A 24,726-nucleotide genomic window follows, 5' to 3' on the forward strand; every position below is an offset into this window, starting at 1 on the left:
CGATTCAACGCAGCCGGATTTGGCTGTCTCCAACTGAAGGATTGGGAGAAATGAACACATCTGCATTGATCCGTCCGGCCTGGACGCCGGCGACCATCGCGTTGATGGTGATCGGGTTCATGGTGTTCTGGCCGCTCGGTTTGGCCATGCTCGCCTACATCATCTGGGGCGACCGGCTCGAGGGCTTCAAGCGCGACGTCAACCGCGCCACCGACGGCATCTTCGCCGGTTGCCGCCGCGGTTCCGACAAGGCCGCGCGCTGGGGTCATGGCTCCGCCCGCACCGGCAACGTCGCTTTCGACGACTGGCGCGAAAAGGAACTCGAGCGGCTTGCCGAGGAACGCCGCAAGCTCGACGAGATGCTGAGCGAGTTCGACGAATATGCCCGCGAGTTGCGCCGCGCCAAGGATCAGGAAGAGTTCGATCGCTTCATGGCCAATCGCAACAAGACGACATCGCCCACGACCGGATCGACGACAAACAACAAACCCAGCGGCAAGTCCACGCCAGGCCTGCTCGACGAGTAAGGTCCCGTGCGCAGATAGATAATCCAACGGCGTCGCGTCAGCGGCGCCGTTTCTTTTTTGTTCTAGTCGTTTCCCTCGAATCACGTATCGTCCCGAAATGTCCTTCGGCTTCTTTCGCACCCCGACGAAACCCAAGCCCACGCCCGTCGTGGAGCGCGAGCATTGCGTTGCCGGCCGCACGCTGCCGCTCAAGATCGTCGAGAACGACCGGGCGCGGCGCCTGACGCTGCGCATCGATTCCGGCGGCCGTGGTCTGCGCATCACCGTGCCGCCGGGGCTGCGGCGCGGCGAGGTGGAAAAATTTCTCGACCGCCATCAGGACTGGCTGGAGCAAAGGCTGGCCAAAGTGCCCAACCGGCCGCAGGTCCGGCCCGGCATCAAGATACCGGTGCGCGGCGTGCCGCATCGCATCGTCCATGAACCGTCGAAACGCGGCACCGTCACGCTGTCGCGCGACGAGCGCGGGCCGCTGATGATCGTGCATGGCGAACGCGTGCATCTGCCGCGCCGCATCGCCGATTTCCTCAAGCGCGAAGCCAAGCGCGAGATCGAAGCGCTGGTGACCAAGCACAGTGCGGCGGTCGGCAAGCGCGCCAAGGCGATCCGCTTCAAGGATACGTCGAGCCGCTGGGGGTCGTGCACGTCGGACGGCAATCTGTCGTTTTCCTGGCGCATCATGATGGCGCCACGGCCGGTGATAAACTACCTCGTCGCGCACGAGGTGGCGCATCTCAAGGAGATGAACCACGGGCCGAAATTCTGGAAGTTATGCGAGCAGCTTTGCCCGGATACCGAGCGCTGCAAGGATTGGCTCAAGCGCAATGGCGGCGCGCTGCAGGCGATCGCGTTCGAGTAGTTGTCCGATCAATCGTCATTCGCCGCGTTCAACTCCTCCGGCCGCAACCCCTCATCGACGTGGCGGGGCCAGGGCAGAAAATCCTTCTCGAACGTCTCGTTGCTGAAATAAGCCAGGGCTCGGTGCGCCTCGGCGCCGTTGAAAGCCGCCTTGTCTATCAAATGAGCGATGACCTCATGGGCCTGCGCCAGCTTTTGCCTGAGTTCCGCGACGGTCTTTTCCGGCATGGTCTTTGTTCTCCCGCCTTTGTGCCTGAGCAAGTGGCGTTGCGCTCTTAGATTAGCAAGGTAGCGCGTTCCGCTCTTACATTAGCAAGGTAGCGCGTTCCGCGCCGGCGGCAAACAGGATGCTTTTTCTCGACTCTTTGGCCGTTTCGTGCCAATCCCGCGCCATGGCGCTCGACATCAAGATATGCGGGTTGAAGACCGACAAGGCATTGGCTGCGGCATTGGCCAGCGGCGCCAGCCATGTCGGGTTCATTTTCTTTGCCAAAAGCCCGCGCTATGTCGAGCCGGCGGAAGCCGGCCGCCTGCGCGAAGCAGCGCGCGGCAAGGCCAAGGCGGTTGCCGTGACGGTCGACGCCAGCGATGCGTTCCTGGACGAGATCGTCGAAAAGATGCAGCCCGACATGCTGCAGCTTCACGGCGCCGAGCCCCCCGAGCGGGTGGCAGAGGTGAAGGCCCGCTACGGTTTGCCGGTGATGAAGGCGCTGCCGGTCAGTGAGGCTGCCGATCTCGCGCGGGTCAAACCTTTCATCGGCATTGCCGACCGCTTTCTGTTCGATGCCAAGCCGCCTAAGGGTTCGGAATTGCCGGGCGGCAACGGTCTTGCCTTCGACTGGCGCATTCTGGCTGGCCTTGACGCCGGCGTTGATTACATGCTTTCCGGTGGGCTCAATGCCGGCAATATCGGCGACGCCTTTCGGCTGGCGAACCCGCCCGGAATAGATGTTTCCTCGGGCGTGGAGAGCGCGCCGGGCGTCAAGGAACCGGCGCTGATCGAACAATTTTTCCGCGCCGTCGGGGCAGCACGCGACAACCGCGCCGCCTGACCACGCTTCAAACCTCAGACCAGGAGATCGGCGATGGACAAGCCGGCGATACCGAATTCCTTCCGCACCGGCCCCGATGAGCAGGGCATGTTCGGCATTTTTGGCGGTCGTTTCGTTGCCGAAACGCTGATGCCGCTGATCCTCGAGCTGGAGCGGCACTGGAACGAGGTCAAGAACGACCCGGATTTCAAGGCCGAACTGACCGATCTCTCGACGCATTACGCCGGGCGGCCGTCGAAGCTCTATTTCGCTGAAGGCCTGACCAGGCATCTTCGTGAGGTCTCCTCGGCGAAGGGCCTCGGGGGCGGCGCAAAGGTCTATTTCAAGCGCGAGGACCTGAACCACACCGGCTCGCACAAGATCAACAACTGCCTCGGCCAGATCCTGCTCGCCAAGCGCATGGGCAAGACGAGGATCATCGCAGAGACCGGTGCCGGCCAGCATGGCGTCGCTTCCGCCACGGTCGCGGCGCGCTTCGGGCTTCCTTGTATCGTCTATATGGGCGCGACCGACGTCGCCCGGCAAAGCCCCAACGTCTTTCGCATGAAGCTTCTGGGCGCCGAGGTGCGGCCGGTGACGTCCGGCCACGGCACGCTGAAGGACGCCATGAACGAGGCCCTGCGCGACTGGGTGACCAACGTCGAGGATACCTATTATCTGATCGGCACCGCCGCCGGCCCGCACCCCTATCCGGAGCTGGTGCGCGACTTCCAGTCGGTAATCGGCACCGAGGCGCGCGCCCAGATCCTCGAGCAGGAGGGCCGGCTGCCGGACACCATCATCGCTTGCGTCGGCGGCGGTTCCAACGCTATCGGCCTGTTCCATCCCTTCCTCGACGACAGTGGGGTGCGCATCATCGGCGTAGAAGCCGGAGGCCGCGGCCTCGACGGCATCGAGCATTGCGCTTCGATGAGTGCCGGCGCGCCCGGCGTGCTGCATGGCAACCGTACCTACCTCCTGCAGAACGCCGACGGCCAGATCATGGACGGCCACTCGATCTCGGCCGGCCTCGACTATCCCGGCGTCGGGCCGGAGCACTCATGGCTGCGCGATTCCGGCCGCGTCGACTACGTGCCGATCCTCGACAGCGAGGCGCTGGAGGCGTTCCAGTTGACGACACGCGTCGAGGGCATCATTCCTGCGCTTGAATCGGCCCATGCTATCGCACAGGCGGTGAAGATCGTGCCTGACATGGACAGGGACCAGATCGTCATCGTCAACCTGTCCGGCCGCGGCGACAAGGACGTGCATACGGTGGCCAATATGCTGGGCATGGAGATCTGATCATGGCCACCCGTATCGACCGCCGCATGGCAAAGCTGAAGGCCGAGGGCCGACCGGCACTCGTAACATATTTCATGGGCGGCGACCCTGACTACGACACGTCGCTCTCGATCATGAAGGCGCTGCCCGGCGCCGGCAGCGACATCATCGAGCTCGGCATGCCGTTTTCCGATCCGATGGCCGACGGCCCGGCGATCCAGGCGGCCGGCCTGCGGGCGCTGAAGGGCGGCCAGACACTGGTCAAGACACTGAAGATGGCCTTGGAATTCCGCGCCGGCGACAGTGAAACGCCGATCGTCTTGATGGGCTATTACAATCCGATCTACATCTACGGCGTCGAGCGCTTCCTGAGCGACGCGCTGGCCAGCGGCATAGACGGGCTGATCGTCGTCGACCTGCCGCCGGAGATGGATGAGGAACTTTGTATCCCGGCACTCAAGGCCGGCGTCAATTTCATCCGGCTGGCGACGCCGACCACCGACGACAAGCGCCTGCCCAAGGTGCTGCAGAACACCTCCGGCTTCGTCTATTATGTGTCGATGACCGGTATCACCGGTTCGGCGCTGGCCGACACCGGCAAGGTGGCGGCAGCTGTCAAGCGCATCAAGAGCCATACCGACCTGCCGGTCTGCGTCGGCTTCGGCGTCAAGACAGCAGAGCAGGCGCGCATCATCGGCGCGTCGGCCGATGGCGTCGTTGTCGGCACCGCGATTGTCAATGCCGTCGCCAACGTGCTCGGGCCGAAGGGCGAAAAGACCGCCGATCCGGCCGAGGCCGTCGCCACGCTGGTCAGCGGGCTTTCGCAAGGGGTTCGCGCGGCTCGCCTTGCTGCCGCCGAATAATCTTCCTACGTCTTCTTAAGGGACAGGAGCCGAAGCGATGAACTGGATCACCAATTACGTCCGTCCGAAGATCAATTCGATGCTCGGCCGCCGCACCGACATGCCGGAAAACTTGTGGATCAAGGATCCCGAGACCGGCGAAATGGTGTTCCATAAGGATCTGGAGCAGAACCAGTTCGTCATCCCGTCCTCCGGCCACCATATGAAGATATCGGCTAAGGAACGGCTGAAATTCTTCCTCGACGAGGGCAAATACGAGACGCTCGAGAACCCCAAGGTCGTTCAGGATCCGCTCAAGTTCCGCGACGAGAAGCGCTACGTGGACCGGCTGAAGGATGCCAAAGCCAAGACCGGCATGGAAGACGCCATCATCAATGCGCTGGGCACGGTCGAAGGCGTGCCGGTGGTGGTGACGGTGCAGGATTTTGCCTTCATGGGCGGCTCGCTCGGCATGGCCGCCGGTGACGCCATCGTGCATGGTTTCGAGGTCGCCTTGCAGCGCAAGCGGCCGCTGATCCTGTTTGCGGCCTCCGGCGGCGCCCGTATGCAGGAAGGCATCCTGTCGCTGATGCAGTTGCCGCGGACCACGGTCGGCGTCGACAGGCTGAAGGAGGCCGGCCTACCCTACATCGTCGTCCTGACCAACCCGACGACCGGCGGCGTCACCGCTTCCTACGCCATGCTGGGTGACGTGCATATTGCCGAGCCAGGCGCGCTGATCGGCTTTGCCGGACCGCGTGTCATCGAGCAGACGATCAGGGAAAAACTGCCCGAAGGCTTCCAGCGCGCCGAATATCTGATGGAACACGGCATGGTCGACATGGTGGTGTCACGGCTGGAGATGCGCCAGACGATTGCGCGGCTGCTGAGAATGCTGCTCAAGCTGCCGGAGGAGCAAAAACCGCAGGAGCCGGAGATCCTGCCGCCGTCGTTGATTCCGGCCGAAGCCCGGCCGCACGCCTGACGCGACATCACGCGGCGCGAGCGGCTGTTGTGTGCCGTTGCGCACACGCCTAGGATTCTCCCATGACCACGCTTGCTGCCGACCGCGAAATCGAAAGCCTGATGGCGCTTCACCCGAAGGGCTTCGACCTTTCGCTCGACCGCATTTCGCGGCTGCTCGAACGCCTCGGCAATCCGCAGGACCAGCTGCCGCCGGTCATCCACATCGCCGGCACCAATGGCAAGGGCTCCTGTGCCGCCTTTTCACGGGCGCTGCTCGAAGCAGCCGACTACCGCGTCCACGTCCACACTTCGCCACACTTAGTGAACTGGCACGAGCGCTACCGGCTGGCCGCCGATGGCGGCGGCAGGCTGGTTGACGACAAGGTCTTCGCCGAAGCCATCGCCCGGGTCGCCGAGGCCAATCAAGGCCAGAAGATCACCGTCTTCGAAATCCTCACCGCCGTCACCTTCCTGCTGTTTTCCGAACATCCGGCCGATGCCGTCATCCTTGAGGTCGGCCTCGGCGGCCGCTTCGACGCCACCAATGTCATCGCCGAGCCGGCCGTGTCGGTGATCATGCCGGTCTCCCTCGACCACGAAGCCTATCTCGGCGACCGCGTCGAGCTGATCGCCGCCGAAAAGGCCGGCATCATCAAGCGCGGGTGCCCGGTCGTCATCGGCGCGCAGGAAAGCGAGACGGCCCAGCAGGTGCTCATCGAAACCGCCGAACGGCTCGACTGCCCCGCCTTCGTCTATGGCCAGGATTTCCTTGCCTATGAGGAAAACGGCCGCATGGTCTATCAGGACGAAGATGGATTGATGGACCTGCCGCCGCCGCGCCTGCCGGGGCGCCATCAATTCGCCAATGCAGCGGCGGCGATCGCGGCAGTCAAGGCGGCCGGCTTCGAGATCAGCCACCGCGCTGCCGAGAAGGCGATGGCGAATGTCGCCTGGCCGGGCCGCATGCAGAAGCTGCCGCAAGGCCGGCTGAGCGAACTGGCGCCGAAGGGCGCCGACATCTGGCTCGACGGCGGCCATAATCCCGGCGCCGGCGTGGTCGTTGCTGAGGCGCTGGCCGAGCAGGAGGAAAAGAACCCGCGGCCGCTGTTCCTGATCTCGGGCATGATCAACACCAAGGACCAGAGCGGCTATTTCCGGGCCTTCAAAGGGCTGGTGCGGCACGTCTACACCGTGCCGGTGAGCATGAGCGACGCCGGCGTGCCGAACGACGAACTGGCGACGCGCGCCATTGAGGCAGGCTTGTCGGCCGAACCGGTCAGTTCCGTTGCAAACGCACTGATGCTGCTGCGCGATACATGGGACGGACCGCCGCCACGCATCCTGATCGGCGGATCGCTTTACCTGGCCGGCGCGGTACTGGCCGAAAACGGCACGCCGCCAACCTGAGGCGTGCGTTCGCCCGGGCCGCGATGACGCCACACCTGTCAGATCACCGCGAGGAGCCAATCATGATCAAGGTAAAGCAGCTCGCACATGTTTGCATTTTCGCGAATGACCTGGAGATGACGCGAAGCTTCTATCGGGACGTCCTCGGCATGGACACTCAGTTCAATTTCCTGCGCGACGGGAAGACTTTCGGCTTCTACCTAAATTGCGGCAGCCGTAGCCACGTCGAGGTGTTCCAGAAAGACGGCGCAAGCTATAGCGACTTGAACCAGATCAACCACTTCTGCCTCGAAGTGGAAAACATCGACGCCGCGATCGCCCATCTGAGGTCAAAGGGGGTCGATGTCACTTCCAAGAAACGCGCGTGCGATGACACCTACCAGGCCTGGATCCGCGACCCCAACGGTGTGAAGATCGAACTGTTCGAATACACTGAGAAAAGCGCACAATTCGTCGGCGGCGATCGTATCGCGGATTGGTGAATAGCGCCGCGCCGGACAATTGTAGCGGCGCAGCCGGTGGTTGGTGGACTACTTCAGTTCGACCTCGATGAACGCGAATTCGCCATCGTTTGCGCTGATAACGTCATGTTCGACGCCCTCGTTGCGGAAATACGGCGCGCCCTTCTTCATCTCGGCGAAGGATTCCCCATCCTTGGTCAGGAGCTTCACCTTGCCGTCGGTCAACGGCACGATCACATAGTCGTGGCCATGGCGGTGCCAGCCGGTGTTGTCGCCCGGGGCGAAGCGGTATTCGGTGACAATGACGCGCTCATTGTCGATGAAGACGGTGGCCTTGGCGGATCCGGTCATATCGCTTCTCCTTTGTATTCAGAACAGAAGAATACCGGGCGGCAAGCCGCGAGTGCCAGAGCGCCCCACCAATGACGCCAGCAAAAGAAAGCCCGGCGCGAGGCCGGGCTTTTCTGCAAAATTCTGATCGGATCAGGCGAGGCTGCCGTTGATCCAATGCGACAATGCCGTTTTCGGCGCAGCACCGACCTTCATGTCGGCGACTTCGCCGCCCTTGAAGATCATCAGCGTCGGGATCGAGCGCACGCCGAACTGCGCGGCCAGCTCAGGATTCTCGTCTATGTTGAGCTTGGCGATCTTTATCTTGCTGCCGAGTTCGATGGCGATGTCCTCGAGCGCCGGGGCGATCATCTTGCACGGGCCGCACCATTCCGCCCAGAAATCGACCACGACCGGCTCCTTGGCGTTGAGCACGTCGGCTTGGAAATTGCTCTTGTCGACCTTGACGGTGGCCATGCTGAGATCCTTTCGATTTGTTCGTCGCACCAAATGTGGTGGTGATCGCGTCCGTCTTCAAGCAAGTGTTGTGTCACGCTCCCGTGAGTCTAGCAAGCGCGTCGCCCATGGCCGCTGCCGGCAGCTCGATCAGCCGCGGCGCCTCGGTGAACAGCAGCGCCGCCGAGACCTCGCGTCCCGGATAGAGCGGCTGAAGCAGCGCGCGATAGAGTGCGAGCTGCAATACATAGGCTTGCGGCACTTCGGCGAGCTTAGCCGGCGCTGGCCGATTGGTCTTGTAGTCGACGATCGAAACCTTGTCCGGCGTTACTGCCAGCCGGTCGATCTTGCCGGAAATCGAGCGCAGTTTGCCCCTCACCTCCAGGCTGCCCATGATGGCGACTTCGGCGCGCGAGTTCGGTGCAAACAGCGGCGCAAAGCGGCTGTCGGCAAGAATTCTGAAAACGCCAGCCAAGGCCTTGTCGCGCTCGTCGTCGGGCCATGCCGCGCCGGCTCTTGCCAGATAGCGTTCGGCGGCATCCTGGCGTTCGCCCTCGGCGATGCCGGGCAGCATCTGCAGCAATTTGTGCAGCGCCAGCCCGCGCACGACGGCAAAGCCGGGCTCGGCGTCGGCATCCAGCACCGGCGAACGCGTGTCGGCCACCGCTTGCCGCGCCTCGTCGATCAGCACCGAGGCGCCGGACGGCGAGAGCGGCTGCGGCAATTCCTCGAAGGGCGGCAGAGGCTGGAACAGGGTTTCCGGCAATGGCGCAAAGCGTTCAGCCTGTCGTGCCTCATCCACTGACGCCAGTGGCATGGGCGGCAATTTCGTCTCCTGGAAACGATGCACGGTCTCGCCAGTGGCGGGATGCCGGCGTGCTTCGCTCTCCGCGGCACCGACCAGTGCGCGGCTGACGATCGAATGCCAGGTGCCGGTATTCGGCGCCCGCTTGCCATGGTAGCCGCAGACGATCAGCCGATCCTCGGCGCGGGTCATGCCGACATAAAGCAGCCGGCGATATTCATCGTCGGCGAGCTCTCGGGCGCGGGCCGATGCGGCGCGTGAAAATCCATTGGCGACATCGCTGGCTGAACGCCAGAGATAACCCTTGCCCTCCCAGCAGTCGCCCGAGCCTTCGAACGGCATCAATCTCGGCAGATGCTGGTCGCTGAACGGCGCGGAGCCGCCATCGACAAGGAATACCACCGGCGCCTCCAAGCCTTTGGCGGCATGCACGGTCATGACGCGAACCTCATCGCGGGTCTGGTCCATTTCGCGCTTGATCTCGGGGCCGGCGTTTTCCAACGTCGACAGGAAGGATTCCAGTCCCGGCAGGCCGGTCCGCTCCTCGGCCAGGCAGAAATTCAGGAATTCGTCGAGGATGTCGCCGGCCTCCGGCCCGAGCCGCGCGATCATCTTCTTGCGCAGGCCATCGCGGGCGAGAGCTGCAGCATAGAATTCGAACACCGGCTTGAATGCGGCCTCGTTCGACCATGTGTCGAGCCGGCTGACGACGGCGGCCAATGCCTCGCTTTCGCTGGCATGCCGGCGCAGCGAGGCGATCAGCGAGACGCCCGACGGCCTCCCCGCAGCAAGCGCGAAAAGCTGCTCTTCCGAGACATCGAAGATCGGGCTGCGCAGCACGGCGGCCAGCGACAGATCGTCCTCGGGCTGGATGAGGAAATGACCGAGTGCGATCAGGTCCTTCACCGCGATATGGCCAGGCAGACTGAGCCGGTCAGCGCCGGCCACGGGGATGTCGCGGCGCTTCAACGCCCGCGTCAGCGCATGGACGAAGCGGTCGCGCTTGCGCACCAGCACCAGCACGTCGCCGGGCCGGAGTTTCTTGCCACGCCCTTCGATGACCTCGCCGCCGCCGATCCAGCCGGCAATGGTCGCTGCAACGTTTTCGGCAACGCGCACCGCCGGTGCGTGGGCGTGATCCACCGCTTGCGTCCAGTCGTCCGGTTCGTCGACGATGTCGGCGCCGAGCGAGGGCCAGACCTCGACATAGCCCGGCGCATCGTTGCGGATCGCCTTGTGGTCGAGCGGATCGGGATCGTGGCTGATGCCGCGCCGCACGTTCGGGTCGGCAAAGACACGATCCACCGCCGCAAGCACGTCTTCGGTCGAGCGAAACGACCAGGTCAGCTTGAGATCGGCGAAGGCGGCGGCGGCGGATCTGACTTTGCCGGCAAACAAAAGCCGGCTGTCGGCAAAGGAGTCCGGGGCGGCTCCCTGGAAGGAATAGATCGACTGCTTTTCGTCGCCGACCGCAAAGATGGTGCGGTGGACGGTGTCGCGTGCGCCGAGTCCGGCAAAGAACTCCTCCGCCAGCCGCTTGACCACCTCCCACTGGTCGGGACTGGTGTCCTGCGCCTCGTCGAGGAGGATGTGGTCGATGCCCTGGTCGAGCTTGTATTGCACCCATGGGCCGGCGTCGGGCCGCGCCAGTAGATGGACCGTGCGGGTGATCAGGTCGTTGAAGTCGAGGAAGCCGCGGGCGCGCTTCAATTGCTCGTAGCGGGCGATCAGCCAGTCGGCGATGGTCAGCGCCGCACGGGTGCCTTCCAGCATCCTGAACAAGGCCAGCCGGTCGGAGATTTCGAGAATGGCGTCGACCGCCGCCAGATATCGTTCGGCAAGATCGGGCAACCGGTCAAGCAATGCCCTTTTGAACGTCTTTGCCGGATCGTAGGGCTCGCCATCGGCCCTCAGGCAAGCCTTGGAGAGCAAATTCAGGCGACGCACCGGATGCTCCTCGGCGAAGGCGAGACGGGCGTATGGCAGCATATTGTTCAGCACCACGCGCGCATCGGCGGCCTCGGCCGCCCGTGAAAAGGTGACGAGATAATCCGGCAGGAAGCCGGGCAGCGGCCAGACGGAGGCGGCTATGCCTTCGGCCGTCTGGCCGGCGCGGAACTGAAACGCGTCGAACAGTGCCTGAAAACCATCGCCGCCGGCCGCGGCGATGAACGCACGCAAACCATCGCGCTTGCGCACGATCTCGGCCAGCAGTGCGTCGAGCCCATGTTCGCCGCCGCGCTCAAGCACGGTGGCGAAGGCCTCGGCCAACGCCGCATCGCCTGCAACGCCGCCCGAAATCATGTCGCGGCGGGCGGCGGCGAACAGCGAAGCCTCCATTTGCGGATCGAGCATTTCGAAATGCGCCGGGATATTGGCTTCCAGCGGGAACTGATGCAGCACCGATTCGCAGAAGGCGTGGATGGTCTGGATCTTCAGCCCGCCCGGTGTTTCCAGCGCCTCCGCAAACAACCGCCGCGCCCGGCGCATGGTTTCGCGGTCGGGCTGGCGGCCGTCCAGCGCCTCTATCCGTGTCGAGAGCTCGGCATCGCCCAAGGTCGTCCATTGCGACAGGGTCGAAAACACCCGGTTCGACATGTTGGCGGCGGCGGCACGCGTATAGGTCAGGCACAGGATCTTGGACGGATCGGTGCCACGCAGCAGAAGCCGGATGACGCGCTGGGCGAGTACATGGGTCTTGCCGGATCCGGCGTTGGCCGACACCCAGGCGGAATTGCGCGGGTCGGACGCGCTTGCCTGGCTCGCGGCAGTGTCGCTTGGAATGGGGTAGGCCTTTTTCATGCCTCCCCTCCCTCATCATCGGCGTCGCCGCCGGCCGACCATTCGAGCACGCGGGCGAGATGGTCATAGTCGCCGTCGGTCTCGCCCTCGCGGAACGGCAGCGCCCGCGACAGATAACCGGTCGCCGGGTCGGCGTAGTGGATCAGCAGTTTTTCCAGCCGCGCCCACGCTTCTTCGGCGAGATCGGCAGCGGTTCGCGGCCTGCGGTTGTATTCGAGGATGGATTCCTCGAACACTTCGCCATTCGGCCTCAGCCGCACGAAGGCCAGTTGCGACGGCTCGCATGCGCCAAGCTCCTTGAAAGCGCCGCGCCTGAGCAGCGCGCCCTCCAGCGCCAGTTGCGGCGCGAGCAGCGTGTGCGCCTGTGCTTTGGATGGCGACGAGCCGGTCTTGTAGTCGAGGATGTCGGCCATTCCGCCAGCCAGCAGATCGATGCGATCGGCATAGCCGGACAGGGTTACGCCGGATCGGCCGACCCCGGTCTTTTCGGCGCGTTCCTCGGCGTGCCGCCGTGCCACGGCTGCGGCCCGGCCGCGCTCCCATTCGATGATGCCGGCGGCAAGCTTTTCGAAGCGTGGCCACCACACCGCCTCGACATCGGCGGGCAGCGCAGCCTCGGCAAAGCAGGAGCGGCCTGCGGCGATGAGCCCGTCCAGCGCCTCCGGCGCGCGCGGGTCGGCCACCCTCGCTGAGAAGAGGTGCAGAATTGCGTGAAACAGCGTGCCACGCTCGGCAGCGCCCGGATCGCGAATGACCGGATCGAGCGGCATCAGGCCGAGTATCCTTCTGGCATAGACCGCATAGGGATCGCGACGCAGCGTTTCGATCTCGGTGACCGAGAAGTGGTGCGGCCGTACGGTGAGCGGCGGTTTCGGCTGCGGCCGCGGCGCAAAGTCCTGCTTTTCGCCGGCATCGAGCACACGCGCCCAGGCAAGCAGTTCATCGCCGCGCCGGCGAAGTGCCGTAGCATGGTCCTCGCCGACGAAGGTAAGGATACGCTGCAGCCAGCGCGAGGGCACCGACGGTGCGTCGCCGGAACGGGCGGAGCGGGCCAGCACCAATTTCTTGGCGCCCATGGCCATCTGGAAATCATGGGCGGCAAGGCCGATGCGCCGCTCCGGCGGTTCAAGATCGATGCCGGTCTTCATCAGCCGCGACATGAAGCGGTCGCTCTCCGGCTTGCGCGGCCACACGCCTTCGTTGAGCCCGCCGACGACCAGCGTGTCGACATCCTGAAGCCGCGCTTCCAGCACCCCCCAGATGGCGATGTTCCTGTCGGTGCCTTGCGCCGGCTTGACCATCTCGGGCGCGATCAGCGCCTCCATCACGTCAGGCCATTCGTCAGCCGCGAAGGAGAACGACACCGAGGCCGCGACCAGCCCGCGCAAGAGCTCGGCAAGCTTTTCGCCGGCATCGCCGGCATAGAGTTCGCTCAGGCTGCCGTCGGCGGCGCGTCCGAGGCTTTCGAGCGCAACGACGCTGGCACGCACAAGCGTGGCAAGATCGGCATCCTCCTCGCCGCGAAAAGCAACCAGCGGCGCCAGCGCAGCCGTTAGCCGAACCAGCAGTTCGCGCGCCTGTTCGATGCGCCTGACCGAGAGGCGCGATCGCCAGAAAGGCGGGCGGCGATTGCCGCCGCCGTCGAATTCGAGGAGCCGGGTGTCGAAGAGCTGCGGCAGCGACGCGACGTCCGGACGCCCCGTGCCACCGCGCAGCGCCACGAGTTCGACGATTTCGGCCGCATGGCGCACGCTTGCCCGCTCTCGGCCGAGGCCTAGCAGCGGATGCTTGAGCAGCGACAGCAAGGCGACCGGGTCGCCCGGGCGGAAGGCTGCCTGAAGCGCCAGCCTGAGCAGGCTGGCGGCTGGCGTGTTGATGAGCGGCGTGCCCCCGGAATCGTCGGCGGCGACGCCGAAGCGCAACAGCTCGACCGAGACGCGCCGCGCCAGCGCGCGATCGCCGGTGACCAGCGCGGCGCGCTGGCCGGGCCGTTCGACGGCCTGTTTGAGCGCGACGGCGATCGCCACGGCTTCATCGCGTTCGCTGGCGGCTTCGAGAAGCGTCACGTCAGCGAAGGCCTCGGCAATATCACCGGCCGTAAAGCGGGCGCGCGTCTCGGCCCAGAGCTCGGTAGTCTCCGCCGGGCGAAGCGCTTCGCCGACGAGTGCGGCGCGCAATGCAAGCGGCCGCGGCGCAACAGCAAGGTCCTCGACATCGGCGCGCGGCACGCCGATCTTGCCGATCAACTTTGCCAGGCCGTATTGCGGGTGGCCAAGGACGGCCGGGCGCGCACCGAGTGCACTGATGGCGGCAAAGGACGGCTCGTCCAGTGTCCGGTCGAGCCCGGGCAGCACAACGGCGCCATTGGGCAGACCGGCGATCACGGCAAGCAGCTCGGCCGTAGCTGGGATCGATCCTGTGGAGCCGGCGGCGATCACCGGCCCGGCCGGCGGATTGCGTCTGAGCCGCGCCGCCTCCAGCCTTATCAGGGCATTGCGATGCGCGGCGGGATTGGAGCGATGGCGTTCCTCGAGCAGCTTCGGCCAGTTCTCGGTCACGATGCTCAGGAAATCGAGCGTCACCTGCCACCAACCGGCGAGATTGCCGGTCACAAGGTCGGCGAGCCTCGCCCAATCCGTGCCCTCGGTCTCGATCTCGTCCATCAGCCGCGCCAGGTCGCGCGCCAGCCAGATGGCGTCGGCGGCGGAGGCCGGGATGACGATCTCCTCGTCGAACAATGCGGCGACATGTGCCGGCAGGCGGCGTTTCCACGCTCGCACCAGCGGCGCAAGCAGCAGCAGGCGCTCTACCGCAGCGATCGGCGGCGCAAGGTCGATGGCGGCCGAAGCTCCTGCCTCGAAGGCCGCTTCATCTTCGTCGAATTCGCCAAGCGGGCGGATGACCGGCAGGATCGCCGAGCGGCTTCCCGAGCGCGAGAGAGCATCGACGAATTCGCCGCGAAGCGCCCGCGCCGCACGGCGCGTCGGCACATAGATGGTGAGATCGGCCAGCATCAGCGGATCGCCATCGTAGGCAAAGCCGGGAACCAGGCGCCCTGCAAGCAGCGCCTCGGCCAGCGTCGGCAGGAACGGCGCTCCGGGCGGGATCGAGAAAACGCGGCGGGAGCCGCTCATTTCGACTCGGTAAGAGCGCCGGGTGCCTCAGCAACAGCATTGGGCGTGCCGGCAAGCGCGGCGGCGACCGCTGCTTCCGCCCGCGGGATCGCGTCAGGTGTGCCGACAGTGATCCAGTGACCCTGCATCTTCATGCCGAACAGACGGCCGGCGGCGATTGCCGCGTCGAAATAGGCGTTGAGCGACAGCGGGCCGGCCGGCGCATCCTTGAAGATGCGCGGATGGATGATTGCGGCGCCGGCATAGATCAGGCCGGCCGGATCGTTGTTCGCACGCCGCAAGGCGCCGTCCGGCGCCATCAGGAAATCGGTGCCGCCGCTATGTCCGGTTGCCGACTGGAGATCCGCAAGCATCAGCAGAATGTCCATTGTCGCGCCCTCCCATGCAAGGGCAAGACGCCTGAGATTGGAAACGCCGCTGTCGATCCAGAAGGTGTCGGCGTTGAGCACATAAAACGGCGACCCCAAGCTGGGCAATGCCTTGACGATACCACCGGCGGAGTCGAGCAGGCTGGTGCTCTCATCCGAAATGACGATTCTCGGCGCACTGCGGCGGGCTACATGGTCCACGATCTGTTTCGGTAGGTAATGGACGTTGACGACGGCCTTGGCGACGCCGGCTTCGACTAGGCAATCCAGCCCCCAGTCGAGCAATGTCTTGCCGGCGATCTTGACCAGCGGCTTTGGCATGGTGTCGGTGATCGGCCGCATACGCTTGCCGAGCCCGGCGGCGAGCACCATGGCGGTCGTTGGCATCGGTCCCTCGTCCGACACCGCCAGGCCTGAATCCTTAGCCGTCAAATTGAGCGTTCCTCCAGCAAGCCGTGGGCGATGTAGAAATCCTGCAGCCCGGCCAGCGCCGGATGCGCCAGCGCCCGGCGAAGATAGTCGCGGATGCGCGGCAGATGCTTCAGATAATAAGGCTTGCCGTCACGTTTTTCGAGCCGCACGAAGATGCCGAGTACCTTGGAATTGCGCTGTGCGGCCATGATTGCATAGGTTTCGAGGAATTCGTCCTCGTCGAAGACGCCGGCCGCGCGCCGCGCGGCGATATAGGCGGCGAGCGTGTGCTTTTCGATTTCAGGTGAAATGGTGACGCGCGCGTCCATGGCGAGCGATGCGACGTCGTAGGCGGACGGTCCGATCAGCGCATCCTGGACATCGACGACGCCGAGGCGGTCATGACCGGAACGGTCAGCGCGCCAGATCAGGTTGGGCGAATGGAAGTCGCGCAGCATCAGCGTGTATTCGCGCCCCTCGAGCCGATCGAGCACCGCATTCCATTCGCTGCGGTAGCCGGCGCGCAGCGCCTCGCTTGGCGGAGCGCCTGAAATCGCCGGGACATACCAGTCGACCAGCAATTCGGCCTCGATCATCATGGCGTCGCGGTCGAAAGGCGGCACCTCGTGGAAGACGCCGGGGCCGGCCTGCATGCGGGCCGGCCATGTTTTGCCGTGCATCATGGCAAGCAGTTCGGCCGCCGCCGCATAACGCGCGGCCACCGGCTGGCCGCGCTTGTCCAGAAATCCTTGGGAACCAAGATGTTCCAGCAGGAGAAAACCCTGGTCGAGGTCCTGGGCGTGGATTTCCGGGACGCTGACGCCGCCGGCCCGCAAGGCCCGGTCAATGGCCACGAAAGCCGAAACGGATTGCGCGGTGTGGGCGATCTCGGCATAGGGTTTGCCGTCGCGGACTGGCGGTCCGAGCACCAGCCTTGGCGAGTTCATCAGCACGCGCGGCGGAAATCCGGCGAGCGTGACGATCTCGTAGGAGCGAGCCGAGGCATCACCAATGAAATATCGCCGCTGCCCTTCGCCCCAACCGGCCTGCCCGAGAAAATCGCGCATCGCCAGCGATCGCGCCGCGCGCTCGAAGGTGGCACCCTCTCCCGACAGTCTCGCCAGTCGGCCGCCGCCCTGCTGGAGAAGTTCGACCAGCACCGAGGTTTTCGGCAAATATGCCTCTGCCCGCTCCGGCCATTCGACCAGCGCAGCCCCTTGTGTCACCGCCTCGTCGAAGCCCAGCTCGTCCAGCTCGGATGCCGTGCCCAGGCGGTAGAGATCGAAATGATGGACCGGCACACGCGTGTCGTAGCTTTGAACCAGGGTGAAGGTCGGGCTCGGCACGTCGAGGCCGGCATCGTCGGCCAGTGCCCTGACCAGCGCCCGTGCCAAGGTCGATTTGCCGGCGCCGAGATCGCCCTTGAGAGCGAGTACGTCGCCAATGCGCAGCGACATGGCAAGATCCTCGCCGAGCCTTGCCGTCGCAGCCTCGTCGGCGAGAAAACGCTCCAGCACCAATACCGCCATCGAACGCGCTACTCGGCCGCCGCACGGATGCCCGACGGCGTGTCGGGAAAGGCGCAAACAACCGTGGTGCCCTTATCCCTGCCGGTCTCGATGCGGACGCTGCCGCCATGGAGTTCGACAAAGCTCTTGACGATCGACAGGCCGAGCCCGGCGCCACGGCGGCGGCCGCCATTGGTGCGCGGCTCGAAGCGCCGGAACACTGACTCAAGCAGGTCCGGCGGCATGCCGGGTCCGTCATCGTGAACGGAAAATTCCACGCCGTCGGCAAGCTGGCGGCAGGCGAGCGTTATGGTGCTCGCCTCCGGCGCGTAATTGGCGGCATTGCTGAGCAGATTGTAGAGTATCTGGCGGACGCGGATCTCGTCGCCGTGGAAGGTCTTCGGCGCGGCAGCCGCGTCGATCCTAAGCTTGATCGCATGTTCCTCCAGCCGATCGGCGACCAGTTCGGCGGCGGCCGTAATGGTTCGATTGATGTGAACTTCGGAAATGTCGAGTTCCATGATGCCGGCATCCACCGTCGCCAGATCGAGGATGTCGTTGACGATGGTGAGCAGGACCGAGGAGGACGAGCCGACATGCCCGATATATTCGCGTTGCTTCTGGTTCAACGGACCAGTCGACGGCAGTGAAAGAAGCTCGGTAAAGCCGATGATGTTGGTGAGTGGCGAGCGCAGCTCATAGGAGACGTGCTGCACGAATTCGTTCTTGATCTGGTCGGACTTTTGCAGCGCCTCATTCTTGTCCTTCAGCGCCCGCTCGACATTGACGCTGTCGGTAACGTCGACGAAGGTCATCATCACCTGGCCGTTGGGCAAAGGGATGACGGCGTAGCGCAAAACGGTGCCGTTGTTCAATTCGGTCTGGCCGTGGCGGTCGCGGCGCTCGTCGTCGAAGCCGGTGATGGCGGCAACGAACCCGCCCCACGGACTGTCGACGGCACGGCGGTCGCAAAGTTCGCGGATCGTCGAGACATGGACGTTGGGTTTTGAGGCATCGGCATCCAGCCCCCACAGTGCCGCGAAGGCCGGGTTGGACAATCTCAGCCTGCCGTCGGGGCCGAACACAGCGACGCCTTCGGCAAGGTTGTCGAGCGTCTCACCCTGAACCCGCACAGCGGTCTGATAGCGGCTTTCAAGGTCCATCTTCTCGGTCAAGTTCTCAAACACCCAGGTGACGCCGCCCTTGGGCTGCGGATTGGCGACGACGCGAATGGTTTTGCCGTCCGGCAGATGCCACCAATGCTCCTGCGATTCAACCGCGCGGTAAGCGCCGAGCAGGCTCTCTTTCCAGCGCCGCCATTCGGGCTGCTCGGCGATCTTGCCTTCGCTGCGCAGGCGGTCGAGCAGCAAGGCGTTATCCGGCGCGCTGTGCAGGAAGCCGCTGTCGAGGCCCCATAGTTTCTGGAACGCCTGATTGAAAAACCGCAATTTCTCGTCGGTATCGAAAATCGCCACGGCGGTGTTGAGCTGATCGAGCGTGTCGGCGTGGCTCTGCACGGTCCGCTCATATTCGGCGCGAATGGCCTCGATGGCGCTGATGTCGCAGGCAAGACCAGCCGAACCATCCGCCCCGGCAAAATCGGTCACGGCAAACATACGGCGGTCGCCTTCGATCACCGTGGAGAGCGTCTGTTCGAAGACGGGGTGCGACTTGTGCTGCGCAGCGATCGTGTCGCGCGCCTGGCCTCCGAGGAATTCCTTGCCGTCACGAACCGCCGCTTCGGCATTCTCGGCCTCGACCGCTTCGGCATAGGCGCGGTTGACCCATTTCAGCCGCCCGTCGACAGTACGCAGCCATGACGGCATCTTGAGCGCATCCAGAAGACCGATCAGCGTCTCATGGTCGGCGGCCAAGCGCTGGTTCTCGATCTTCAGCCTGGCCTGGCTTCGCTGTGTCTCCGAAAGCGAGACGAAGCGAACCAGCACATGCGCCGCACTCTTGCGGCCGTGAACCTCGAGCGGCTGGCCGGCCTGCGATTCGATGACCAGATCGAACGGCTTTGCCTTGTCCCGCAGTGATGCGACGGCATGTTCGAGTGCGGCCGCCGAACGCGGCATAAGCCAGCGGCCGAAAGCCAGGAAGGCCGCCCGGTCCTCCGGCGCGCCGCTCTCGAGCGGCAATGTCCCGACAAGCTCGGGCTTCTTGTTCTCGGCGGCCCATACCACCACGCGCTGATCGCGGGAATGGAGCAGCGCCTCGGAGCGCTGCAGCGCGGCATTGACGTCGGCGATACGGGTCCTGAGCTCGGCATTTTCCGCCGCGGTGCGCGCCCGTTCGCGGATCAGAAAGATGGCCGACAGCAATGCCGCGCCCATGACGCCGACGAACATGGCGAGTTGCATGACCTCGACCGTGCTGACCGACAGCCCGGCCTTTTGCGCCACGCGGGTTTGCGCATGTGCAGCAAAGCCAAGCAGCGGACCAACCAGCGCGGAAGAAGCAAGCAGCACCCCGACACGGCTGCCGGCACGCCACAAAAGGCTGCCGCCTCTGGCAGCGGAGCCCGTGATCGAATCGTTATGGCCGCCGGCAACGGCCTGCCCCGCGCAAGGCGGGTTATCCCCCGGCATGTCTTGGTCCTCTTCGCCGCCTGAATGCAAGACCGCCCTGATGCGTGCGCCTGGGCCTCGTCCCCGGACCGCGAATCAGCACCATAGCGCTTGCGCGAATCGGCGTGAAGAATCAATCAGCGCAAAAATAAAGCCGGGCGAAAAGTCAATCGCCCGGCTTCAATATCTAGTGGCAAGTTTCGCCGTGGTTAATAGCGGTAGTGTTCCGGCTTGAACGGTCCCTGCGGAGTGACGCCGATATAGGCGGCCTGTTCGCCAGACAGTTCGGTCAGGCGGGCACCGAGCTTGTCGAGATGCAGGCGCGCGACCTTTTCGTCGAGATGCTTCGGCAGGACATAGACCTGGTTCTCGTACTGGCCGGGCTTGGTGTACAGCTCGATCTGGGCCAACACCTGGTTGGTGAAGGACGCCGACATGACGAAGCTCGGATGGCCGGTGGCGTTGCCGAGGTTGAGCAGACGGCCTTCCGACAAAAGGATCATCCGTTTGCCGTCCGGGAAGGTGATCATGTCGACCTGAGGCTTGATGTTGGTCCATTTCAGGTTGCGCAGCGAGGCAACCTGGATCTCGTTGTCGAAGTGACCGATGTTGCCGACGATCACCATGTCCTTCATCAGGCGCATGTGGTCGAGGGTAACGACGTCCTTGTTGCCGGTGGTGGTGATGACGATGTCGGCCGTCGGCGCCGCGTCTTCGAGCGTGACCACCTCGAAACCGTCCATCGCCGCCTGCAGCGCGCAGATCGGATCGACCTCGGTGACCTTGACGCGGGCGCCGGCGCCCTTGAGCGAAGCCGACGAGCCCTTGCCGACGTCGCCATAGCCGCAGACGACCGCGACCTTGCCGGCCATCATCGTGTCGGTGCCGCGGCGAATGCCGTCGACAAGCGATTCCTTGCAGCCATATTTGTTGTCGAATTTCGACTTGGTGACGGAATCATTGACGTTGATCGCCGGGAACGGCAGCAGGCCCTTCTTCTGCAGTTGATAGAGCCGGTTGACGCCGGTCGTCGTCTCTTCGGTGACGCCGCGGATCGCTTCCTTCTGCCTGGTGAAGAAGCCGGGTGATGCCTGCATGCGCTTCTTGATCTGGGCAAACAGGATCTCTTCCTCTTCGCTGCCCGGATTGGACAGCACATCCTCGCCGGCCTCGGCGCGGGCGCCGATCAGGATGTACATGGTGGCATCGCCACCGTCATCGAGGATCATGTTGGAGGTGCCGCCATCGGCCCACTGGAAGATCTTGTCGGTGTAGACCCAATAATCCTCCAGCGTCTCGCCTTTGACGGCAAACACCGGAATTCCGGCCTCGGCAATGGCCGCGGCGGCGTGGTCCTGGGTCGAGAAGATATTGCAGGAAGCCCAGCGGATATCGGCGCCGAGCGCCTTCAGCGTTTCGATCAGCACCGCCGTCTGGATCGTCATGTGCAACGAGCCGGTGATGCGCGCGCCCTTGAGCGGCTTCTTGTCGCCGAATTCCTCGCGGCAGGCCATCAGGCCCGGCATTTCGGTTTCGGCGATCTCGATCTCCTTGCGGCCCCAGCCGGCAAGCGCGATGTCTGCGACCACATAGTCCTTGCTACCCGTCATGGCAGTGCTCCGATGCGAATTGATTGCGGGACGCGCCCCGCCCCGAAGGCGTGTCGGAGGGCGCGAGTTGCCGGCCTGACTAGCAGATCGGGAGTTGGACGACAATGGGATATAAAGAAATCTTTATCCGTGCATGTCTTCGGAAGCGATCAGCACGTCAGCATTCCTCGCCAAAACGGGAAGCAACCAGTTGCTCCAGCGCATCGATGACCTCTTCGGCCTCCGGGCCGGTGGCGGTGACGCGGATCGAATAACCGGGGCTTGCCGCCAGCATCATCAGGCCCATGATCGAGGTGCCGCCGACCTTGACGCCGTCCTTCTCGACCTGGACCGTGGCATTGAAGCCGCTGGCAATTTGAACGAACTTGGCCGAGGCGCGCGCATGCAGGCCGCGCTGGTTGACGATCGGAAAGTCGCGAACGATCTTGTCCTTTTCCGGCAACAGCGCGCTCATTTGCTGCTCAGGAGTTGACTGGCGACATTGATGTATTTGCGGCCGGCAGCCTGCGCCTCATCCAGGGCTGCCGTCATGTTGTCGCCCTTGCGAACGCTGGACAGCTTGATCAGCATCGGCAGGTTCATGCCGGCAATGACCTCGATGCGGCCGGATTCCATCACGGAAATGGCGAGGTTGGAGGGCGTGCCGCCGAACATGTCGGTCAAAACGATGACGCCTGATCCCGTATCGACGCGGCCGACTGCGTCGATAATGTCGCGGCGGCGCTGTTCCATATCATCGTCGGCACCGATCGCCACGGTCTCGAAATTGTCTTGTGGCCCAACGACGTGTTCCACGGCATTGCGGAACTCGGCGGCCAGTTGACCGTGCGTTACAAGCACGAGTCCGATCATTCTTTGGTGGCTCCCGTCATCGCCGCTTCACAGGCGCATTTTATGCTCGCCGACCGTTCCAGGCGGCGGGAGCGCTATCTTGTCGACGCAAGGCCCGTTGACAAGCCCAAAATTGCGCCGGCCCAAGCCAATTTGACGCATTGCAGCAAAAAATCGAAATCGGATCACAGGAAAGGCGCAATCGACAGACGCGACATCACTGCCGGCAGGGCGGCCGCGACATTGCGCCCGGCAAGATCGATGCGCGGCACCGTCACGCCGACAACGAGTTCGCTGCAGTCTTCCTGGAAGCGGGCCATTTTGCCGGCTGGCACCAGCCGGATAATGAGGTCGATCACGCAGCTTGGCTCGAACTGTATCGGTTTGGGGCCGAATCCCGGCACCTCGACGAGGCCGGCTATGCTGGCTGGTGCGCGGCAGACCAGCCGCCCCTCGCAATCGGCGGCAAAGAGCTGGTCATCGCCGATCAGCCGGGAAAACAGCCCGCGCTGGCTGCAATGATCGATCAAGGCGAGCGCCAGCGTCGTCTTGCCCAAGCCGGACGGTCCGGTGATGAGAATGCCGCGATCACCTATCAGGATCGCGGTGCCGTGAATGTGTTCAGGCTGCACAATAGGACCAGGCGTGATTGGAATTCATCCCTCAGCCTTCCGCCGGCAGCGTCACCACGAAGCGCGCGCCCTTGATCTCGCCAGGCTTGGTGCCCGGGATGTTCTCGGCGCTCAGCGTGCCGCCATGGGCTTCAACGATCTGCCTGGATATCGACAGGCCAAGGCCCGAGTTCTGACCGAACGCCTCGCCGGCCGGCCGATCTGTATAGAACCGCTCGAAAATGCGATCGATGTTATCGGCCCGGATGCCGGGGCCATTGTCGTCGACGGTGACGATGTTGAACTTGCCGGCGCGTGCCAGCGATATGGTGATGTGGCCACGATCTTCGGGAACGAACGAGCGGGCATTCTCGATCAGGTTGGTGATCACCTGGCCGATCCTCAGATCATGGCCGACGACGAAGTAGCCTTTCACGCCCTGCGGCAGTTTGGCGACCTTGAACTCGATCTCGACCGCCTTCTTGTTGCGCGTGGCCTCGCGCGAGACGGCGACCAGATCGGTGATGAACTTCTTCAGGTCGACGGTTCCCGCGTCTTCCCGCGCCAGCTCGGCATCAAGACGGGAGGCATCGGAAATATCGGTGATCAGGCGGTCCAGCCGCCTCACATCGTGCTGGATGATATCCATCAGCCGGCTCCGCGAATTGTCGTTCCTGGCCAGCGGCAATGTCTCCACAGCGCTGCGCAGCGAGGTAAGCGGGTTCTTCAGCTCGTGCGAGACATCCGCGGCAAAACTTTCGATCGCCTCGATACGGGCGTAGAGCGCATTGGTCATGTCGCGCACGGCGATCGAGAGATTGCCGATCTCGTCCTGGCGGTCGGAGAAGTCGGGGATTTCCTCACGGTTCTTGACGCCGCGGCGAACCCGGACCGCCGCCGCGGAAAGCCGGCGCAGCGGGTTGGCGATGGTGGAGGCCAGCAGCATCGACAGGATGGCGGTAACCAGGGCGGCGATGCCGAACACACGCAGGATCGCCTTGCGCTCGGCCGCGACGATCTTGTCGATGTCGCCGCCTTCGGTCGACAGCATCAGCACGCCGAGAACGGCACGGAAGCGCTGGATCGGCACCGCCACTGAAACGATCTGCTCGCCCTGCTCCGAGATCCGCACGATCGTCGACGGACTGCCGGTAAGCGCCTTGACTACTTCCGGAAACGCAGCACCGTTGCCGCCCGGCTGCTCGCGATAGACAGGCAGCTGCTTGTTGCGGAAGAAATCAAAGACGAATTTTTGGATGCGCTCCAGAAGGTCCGGCTGTTCCACTTCGACCGGCGGCAGGTCGTAGCGAAGGATCTGGCCGCGCGAATAGAGATGGCGGGAATCGAGCAGCAGGTTGGCGTCGCGGTCGTAGATGCGGGCGCGCGTGCGCGTCGGCGAGATCAGCCGCCTGAGCACCGGCGCCACGCGCTCCGGATTGATCGGGAAATCGAGATTGTCGAGCTGGTCGGAGCCCGGGCCGAGGCTTTCGCCGGCCTGCAACTCAAGCAGCTTTTCCGGATCGATGCTGATCGAATCGGTTTCGACCGTCGCTGACGCGGCGATTGCGCCGGCGATGATCTCGCCTTGGGTCATCAGGCTCTCGACACGGGCGTCGATCAGCCCGTCGCGAAAGGTATTGAGATAGAGAATGCCGGTGACCAGGACGGCAAGGCCGGCAAGATTGAGAAAGAGGATACGCCGCGTCAGGCTCGAAAAGATGTGATGGCCGAGAAACCGGCGCATCGGCACCGTAATTTTCGACACGAAGGCGGGCAGAATCCGCGGCGGGCGCCTGGCGGCGCCCGACCGTCTCACTCGCTCTACTTCCACTGCCATCGAATAGCAGCTCCCGCTCGGTAATTAGTGAGTAGTGAGTAGGTAGCAGGAATAGAGAAAAGGTTGGCTGAGATCGCGGC

General features: G+C 64.1%; 21 protein-coding genes. 8 read left to right on the forward strand and 13 right to left on the reverse strand.

Translation table 11 applies throughout. The features are described from left to right. Positions 1 to 50 precede the first annotated feature (50 nt). Positions 51 to 527: a DUF2852 domain-containing protein gene (locus NKH98_RS18605; RefSeq protein WP_352900459.1), complete on the forward strand. Its 477-nt coding sequence runs from the start codon at positions 51 to 53 to the stop codon at positions 525 to 527. 97 nt (positions 528 to 624) lie between these two features. Beyond that, positions 625 to 1,383, forward strand: coding sequence for a M48 family metallopeptidase (locus NKH98_RS18610; protein ID WP_352480203.1), 759 nt, complete (start codon positions 625 to 627; stop codon positions 1,381 to 1,383). Between the two features lie 8 nt (positions 1,384 to 1,391). Here the strand turns inward: NKH98_RS18610 and NKH98_RS18615 are convergent, their stop codons facing one another. Continuing rightward, the gene (locus NKH98_RS18615; RefSeq protein ID WP_352900460.1) at positions 1,392 to 1,610 is read right to left on the reverse strand and encodes a hypothetical protein; all 219 of its coding nucleotides are present in this window, start codon (positions 1,608 to 1,610) and stop codon (positions 1,392 to 1,394) included. A gap of 164 nt (positions 1,611 to 1,774) precedes the next feature. Between NKH98_RS18615 and NKH98_RS18620 the strand changes: the two genes are divergently transcribed. The 6 genes from NKH98_RS18620 to NKH98_RS18645 all read left to right on the forward strand — a co-directional run bounded on the left by NKH98_RS18620 (position 1,775) and on the right by NKH98_RS18645 (position 7,394). Further along, positions 1,775 to 2,434 carry a phosphoribosylanthranilate isomerase gene (locus NKH98_RS18620; RefSeq protein WP_352900512.1) on the forward strand — a complete coding sequence of 220 codons (660 nt, stop codon included), beginning with the start codon at positions 1,775 to 1,777 and terminating at the stop codon, positions 2,432 to 2,434. Between the two features lie 33 nt (positions 2,435 to 2,467). Continuing rightward, on the forward strand, positions 2,468 to 3,718 hold the full coding sequence (gene trpB / locus NKH98_RS18625; RefSeq protein WP_352900462.1) for a tryptophan synthase subunit beta: 1,251 nt from the start codon (positions 2,468 to 2,470) through the stop codon (positions 3,716 to 3,718). Positions 3,719 to 3,720: 2 nt separating this feature from the next. Beyond that, on the forward strand, positions 3,721 to 4,560 hold the full coding sequence (trpA, locus tag NKH98_RS18630; protein ID WP_352900464.1) for a tryptophan synthase subunit alpha: 840 nt from the start codon (positions 3,721 to 3,723) through the stop codon (positions 4,558 to 4,560). Positions 4,561 to 4,597: 37 nt separating this feature from the next. After that, positions 4,598 to 5,524, forward strand: coding sequence for an acetyl-CoA carboxylase, carboxyltransferase subunit beta (accD, locus tag NKH98_RS18635; RefSeq protein WP_352900466.1), 927 nt, complete (start codon positions 4,598 to 4,600; stop codon positions 5,522 to 5,524). 62 nt (positions 5,525 to 5,586) lie between these two features. Beyond that, complete coding sequence (locus tag NKH98_RS18640) at positions 5,587 to 6,912, forward strand: bifunctional folylpolyglutamate synthase/dihydrofolate synthase (RefSeq protein WP_352900469.1); 1,326 nt, start codon at positions 5,587 to 5,589, stop codon at positions 6,910 to 6,912. A gap of 62 nt (positions 6,913 to 6,974) precedes the next feature. Then, positions 6,975 to 7,394 (forward strand): VOC family protein, encoded by a 420-nt coding sequence (locus NKH98_RS18645; protein ID WP_352900472.1) that lies wholly within the window; start codon positions 6,975 to 6,977, stop codon positions 7,392 to 7,394. Positions 7,395 to 7,442: 48 nt separating this feature from the next. Here NKH98_RS18645 and NKH98_RS18650 read toward each other — a convergent pair whose 3' ends face one another. From NKH98_RS18650 to NKH98_RS18705, 12 genes are all read right to left on the reverse strand, one after another. Then, entirely contained in the window at positions 7,443 to 7,724 is a 282-nt protein-coding gene (locus NKH98_RS18650; RefSeq protein WP_023718287.1) for a cupin domain-containing protein, read from the reverse strand. A gap of 132 nt (positions 7,725 to 7,856) precedes the next feature. Then, entirely contained in the window at positions 7,857 to 8,180 is a 324-nt protein-coding gene (gene trxA, locus NKH98_RS18655) for a thioredoxin (protein ID WP_023677558.1), read from the reverse strand. Positions 8,181 to 8,253: 73 nt separating this feature from the next. Then, positions 8,254 to 11,766 carry a double-strand break repair helicase AddA gene (gene addA, locus NKH98_RS18660; RefSeq protein WP_352900474.1) on the reverse strand — a complete coding sequence of 1,171 codons (3,513 nt, stop codon included), beginning with the start codon at positions 11,764 to 11,766 and terminating at the stop codon, positions 8,254 to 8,256. Further along, positions 11,763 to 14,900: a double-strand break repair protein AddB gene (gene addB, locus NKH98_RS18665; protein ID WP_352900477.1), complete on the reverse strand. Its 3,138-nt coding sequence runs from the start codon at positions 14,898 to 14,900 to the stop codon at positions 11,763 to 11,765. Before addB ends, addA begins: the two co-directional genes overlap by 4 nt. Beyond that, entirely contained in the window at positions 14,897 to 15,655 is a 759-nt protein-coding gene (locus tag NKH98_RS18670; RefSeq protein ID WP_352900479.1) for a nucleotidyltransferase family protein, read from the reverse strand. The genes addB and NKH98_RS18670 overlap by 4 nt, the downstream gene beginning before the upstream one ends. A 41-nt stretch (positions 15,656 to 15,696) precedes the next feature. Further along, complete coding sequence (gene tsaE / locus NKH98_RS18675; protein ID WP_352900482.1) at positions 15,697 to 17,208, reverse strand: tRNA (adenosine(37)-N6)-threonylcarbamoyltransferase complex ATPase subunit type 1 TsaE; 1,512 nt, start codon at positions 17,206 to 17,208, stop codon at positions 15,697 to 15,699. A gap of 8 nt (positions 17,209 to 17,216) precedes the next feature. After that, positions 17,217 to 19,778, reverse strand: a complete 2,562-nt coding sequence (locus tag NKH98_RS18680) for a sensor histidine kinase (RefSeq protein ID WP_352900484.1) — start codon at positions 19,776 to 19,778, stop codon at positions 17,217 to 17,219. A gap of 188 nt (positions 19,779 to 19,966) precedes the next feature. After that, a complete protein-coding gene (ahcY, locus tag NKH98_RS18685; protein ID WP_352650205.1) occupies positions 19,967 to 21,367 on the reverse strand; it encodes an adenosylhomocysteinase in 1,401 nt (466 codons plus the stop codon). 157 nt (positions 21,368 to 21,524) lie between these two features. Then, positions 21,525 to 21,821, reverse strand: a complete 297-nt coding sequence (locus NKH98_RS18690) for an HPr family phosphocarrier protein (RefSeq protein ID WP_023677551.1) — start codon at positions 21,819 to 21,821, stop codon at positions 21,525 to 21,527. Beyond that, positions 21,818 to 22,219, reverse strand: coding sequence for a PTS sugar transporter subunit IIA (locus tag NKH98_RS18695; protein WP_254815942.1), 402 nt, complete (start codon positions 22,217 to 22,219; stop codon positions 21,818 to 21,820). Before NKH98_RS18695 ends, NKH98_RS18690 begins: the two co-directional genes overlap by 4 nt. A gap of 164 nt (positions 22,220 to 22,383) precedes the next feature. Continuing rightward, positions 22,384 to 22,830 (reverse strand): HPr kinase/phosphorylase, encoded by a 447-nt coding sequence (locus NKH98_RS18700; protein ID WP_352650209.1) that lies wholly within the window; start codon positions 22,828 to 22,830, stop codon positions 22,384 to 22,386. A gap of 31 nt (positions 22,831 to 22,861) precedes the next feature. Beyond that, positions 22,862 to 24,646 (reverse strand): sensor histidine kinase, encoded by a 1,785-nt coding sequence (locus NKH98_RS18705; RefSeq protein WP_352879422.1) that lies wholly within the window; start codon positions 24,644 to 24,646, stop codon positions 22,862 to 22,864. Positions 24,647 to 24,726 lie beyond the last annotated feature (80 nt).

The sequence above is a fragment of the Mesorhizobium sp. M0833 genome (assembly GCF_040319905.1).
In the GTDB taxonomy this organism is placed as follows: domain Bacteria; phylum Pseudomonadota; class Alphaproteobacteria; order Rhizobiales; family Rhizobiaceae; genus Mesorhizobium.

Coding starts and splice junctions, on each gene's coding strand:
- trpA (WP_352900464.1), top strand. CDS start 3,721: ATGGCCACCCGTATCGACCGCCGCATGGCAAAGCTGAAGGCCGAGGGC.
- NKH98_RS18695 (WP_254815942.1), bottom strand. CDS start 22,219: ATGATCGGACTCGTGCTTGTAACGCACGGTCAACTGGCCGCCGAGTTC.
- NKH98_RS18640 (WP_352900469.1), top strand. CDS start 5,587: ATGACCACGCTTGCTGCCGACCGCGAAATCGAAAGCCTGATGGCGCTT.
- NKH98_RS18650 (WP_023718287.1), bottom strand. CDS start 7,724: ATGACCGGATCCGCCAAGGCCACCGTCTTCATCGACAATGAGCGCGTC.
- NKH98_RS18690 (WP_023677551.1), bottom strand. CDS start 21,821: ATGAGCGCGCTGTTGCCGGAAAAGGACAAGATCGTTCGCGACTTTCCG.
- NKH98_RS18680 (WP_352900484.1), bottom strand. CDS start 19,778: ATGCCGGGGGATAACCCGCCTTGCGCGGGGCAGGCCGTTGCCGGCGGC.
- addB (WP_352900477.1), bottom strand. CDS start 14,900: ATGAGCGGCTCCCGCCGCGTTTTCTCGATCCCGCCCGGAGCGCCGTTC.
- NKH98_RS18605 (WP_352900459.1), top strand. CDS start 51: ATGAACACATCTGCATTGATCCGTCCGGCCTGGACGCCGGCGACCATC.
- NKH98_RS18645 (WP_352900472.1), top strand. CDS start 6,975: ATGATCAAGGTAAAGCAGCTCGCACATGTTTGCATTTTCGCGAATGAC.
- trpB (WP_352900462.1), top strand. CDS start 2,468: ATGGACAAGCCGGCGATACCGAATTCCTTCCGCACCGGCCCCGATGAG.
- NKH98_RS18620 (WP_352900512.1), top strand. CDS start 1,775: ATGGCGCTCGACATCAAGATATGCGGGTTGAAGACCGACAAGGCATTG.
- NKH98_RS18615 (WP_352900460.1), bottom strand. CDS start 1,610: ATGCCGGAAAAGACCGTCGCGGAACTCAGGCAAAAGCTGGCGCAGGCC.
- NKH98_RS18670 (WP_352900479.1), bottom strand. CDS start 15,655: ATGCCAACGACCGCCATGGTGCTCGCCGCCGGGCTCGGCAAGCGTATG.
- addA (WP_352900474.1), bottom strand. CDS start 11,766: ATGAAAAAGGCCTACCCCATTCCAAGCGACACTGCCGCGAGCCAGGCA.
- trxA (WP_023677558.1), bottom strand. CDS start 8,180: ATGGCCACCGTCAAGGTCGACAAGAGCAATTTCCAAGCCGACGTGCTC.
- accD (WP_352900466.1), top strand. CDS start 4,598: ATGAACTGGATCACCAATTACGTCCGTCCGAAGATCAATTCGATGCTC.
- NKH98_RS18705 (WP_352879422.1), bottom strand. CDS start 24,646: ATGGCAGTGGAAGTAGAGCGAGTGAGACGGTCGGGCGCCGCCAGGCGC.
- ahcY (WP_352650205.1), bottom strand. CDS start 21,367: ATGACGGGTAGCAAGGACTATGTGGTCGCAGACATCGCGCTTGCCGGC.
- tsaE (WP_352900482.1), bottom strand. CDS start 17,208: ATGGCGGTATTGGTGCTGGAGCGTTTTCTCGCCGACGAGGCTGCGACG.
- NKH98_RS18610 (WP_352480203.1), top strand. CDS start 625: ATGTCCTTCGGCTTCTTTCGCACCCCGACGAAACCCAAGCCCACGCCC.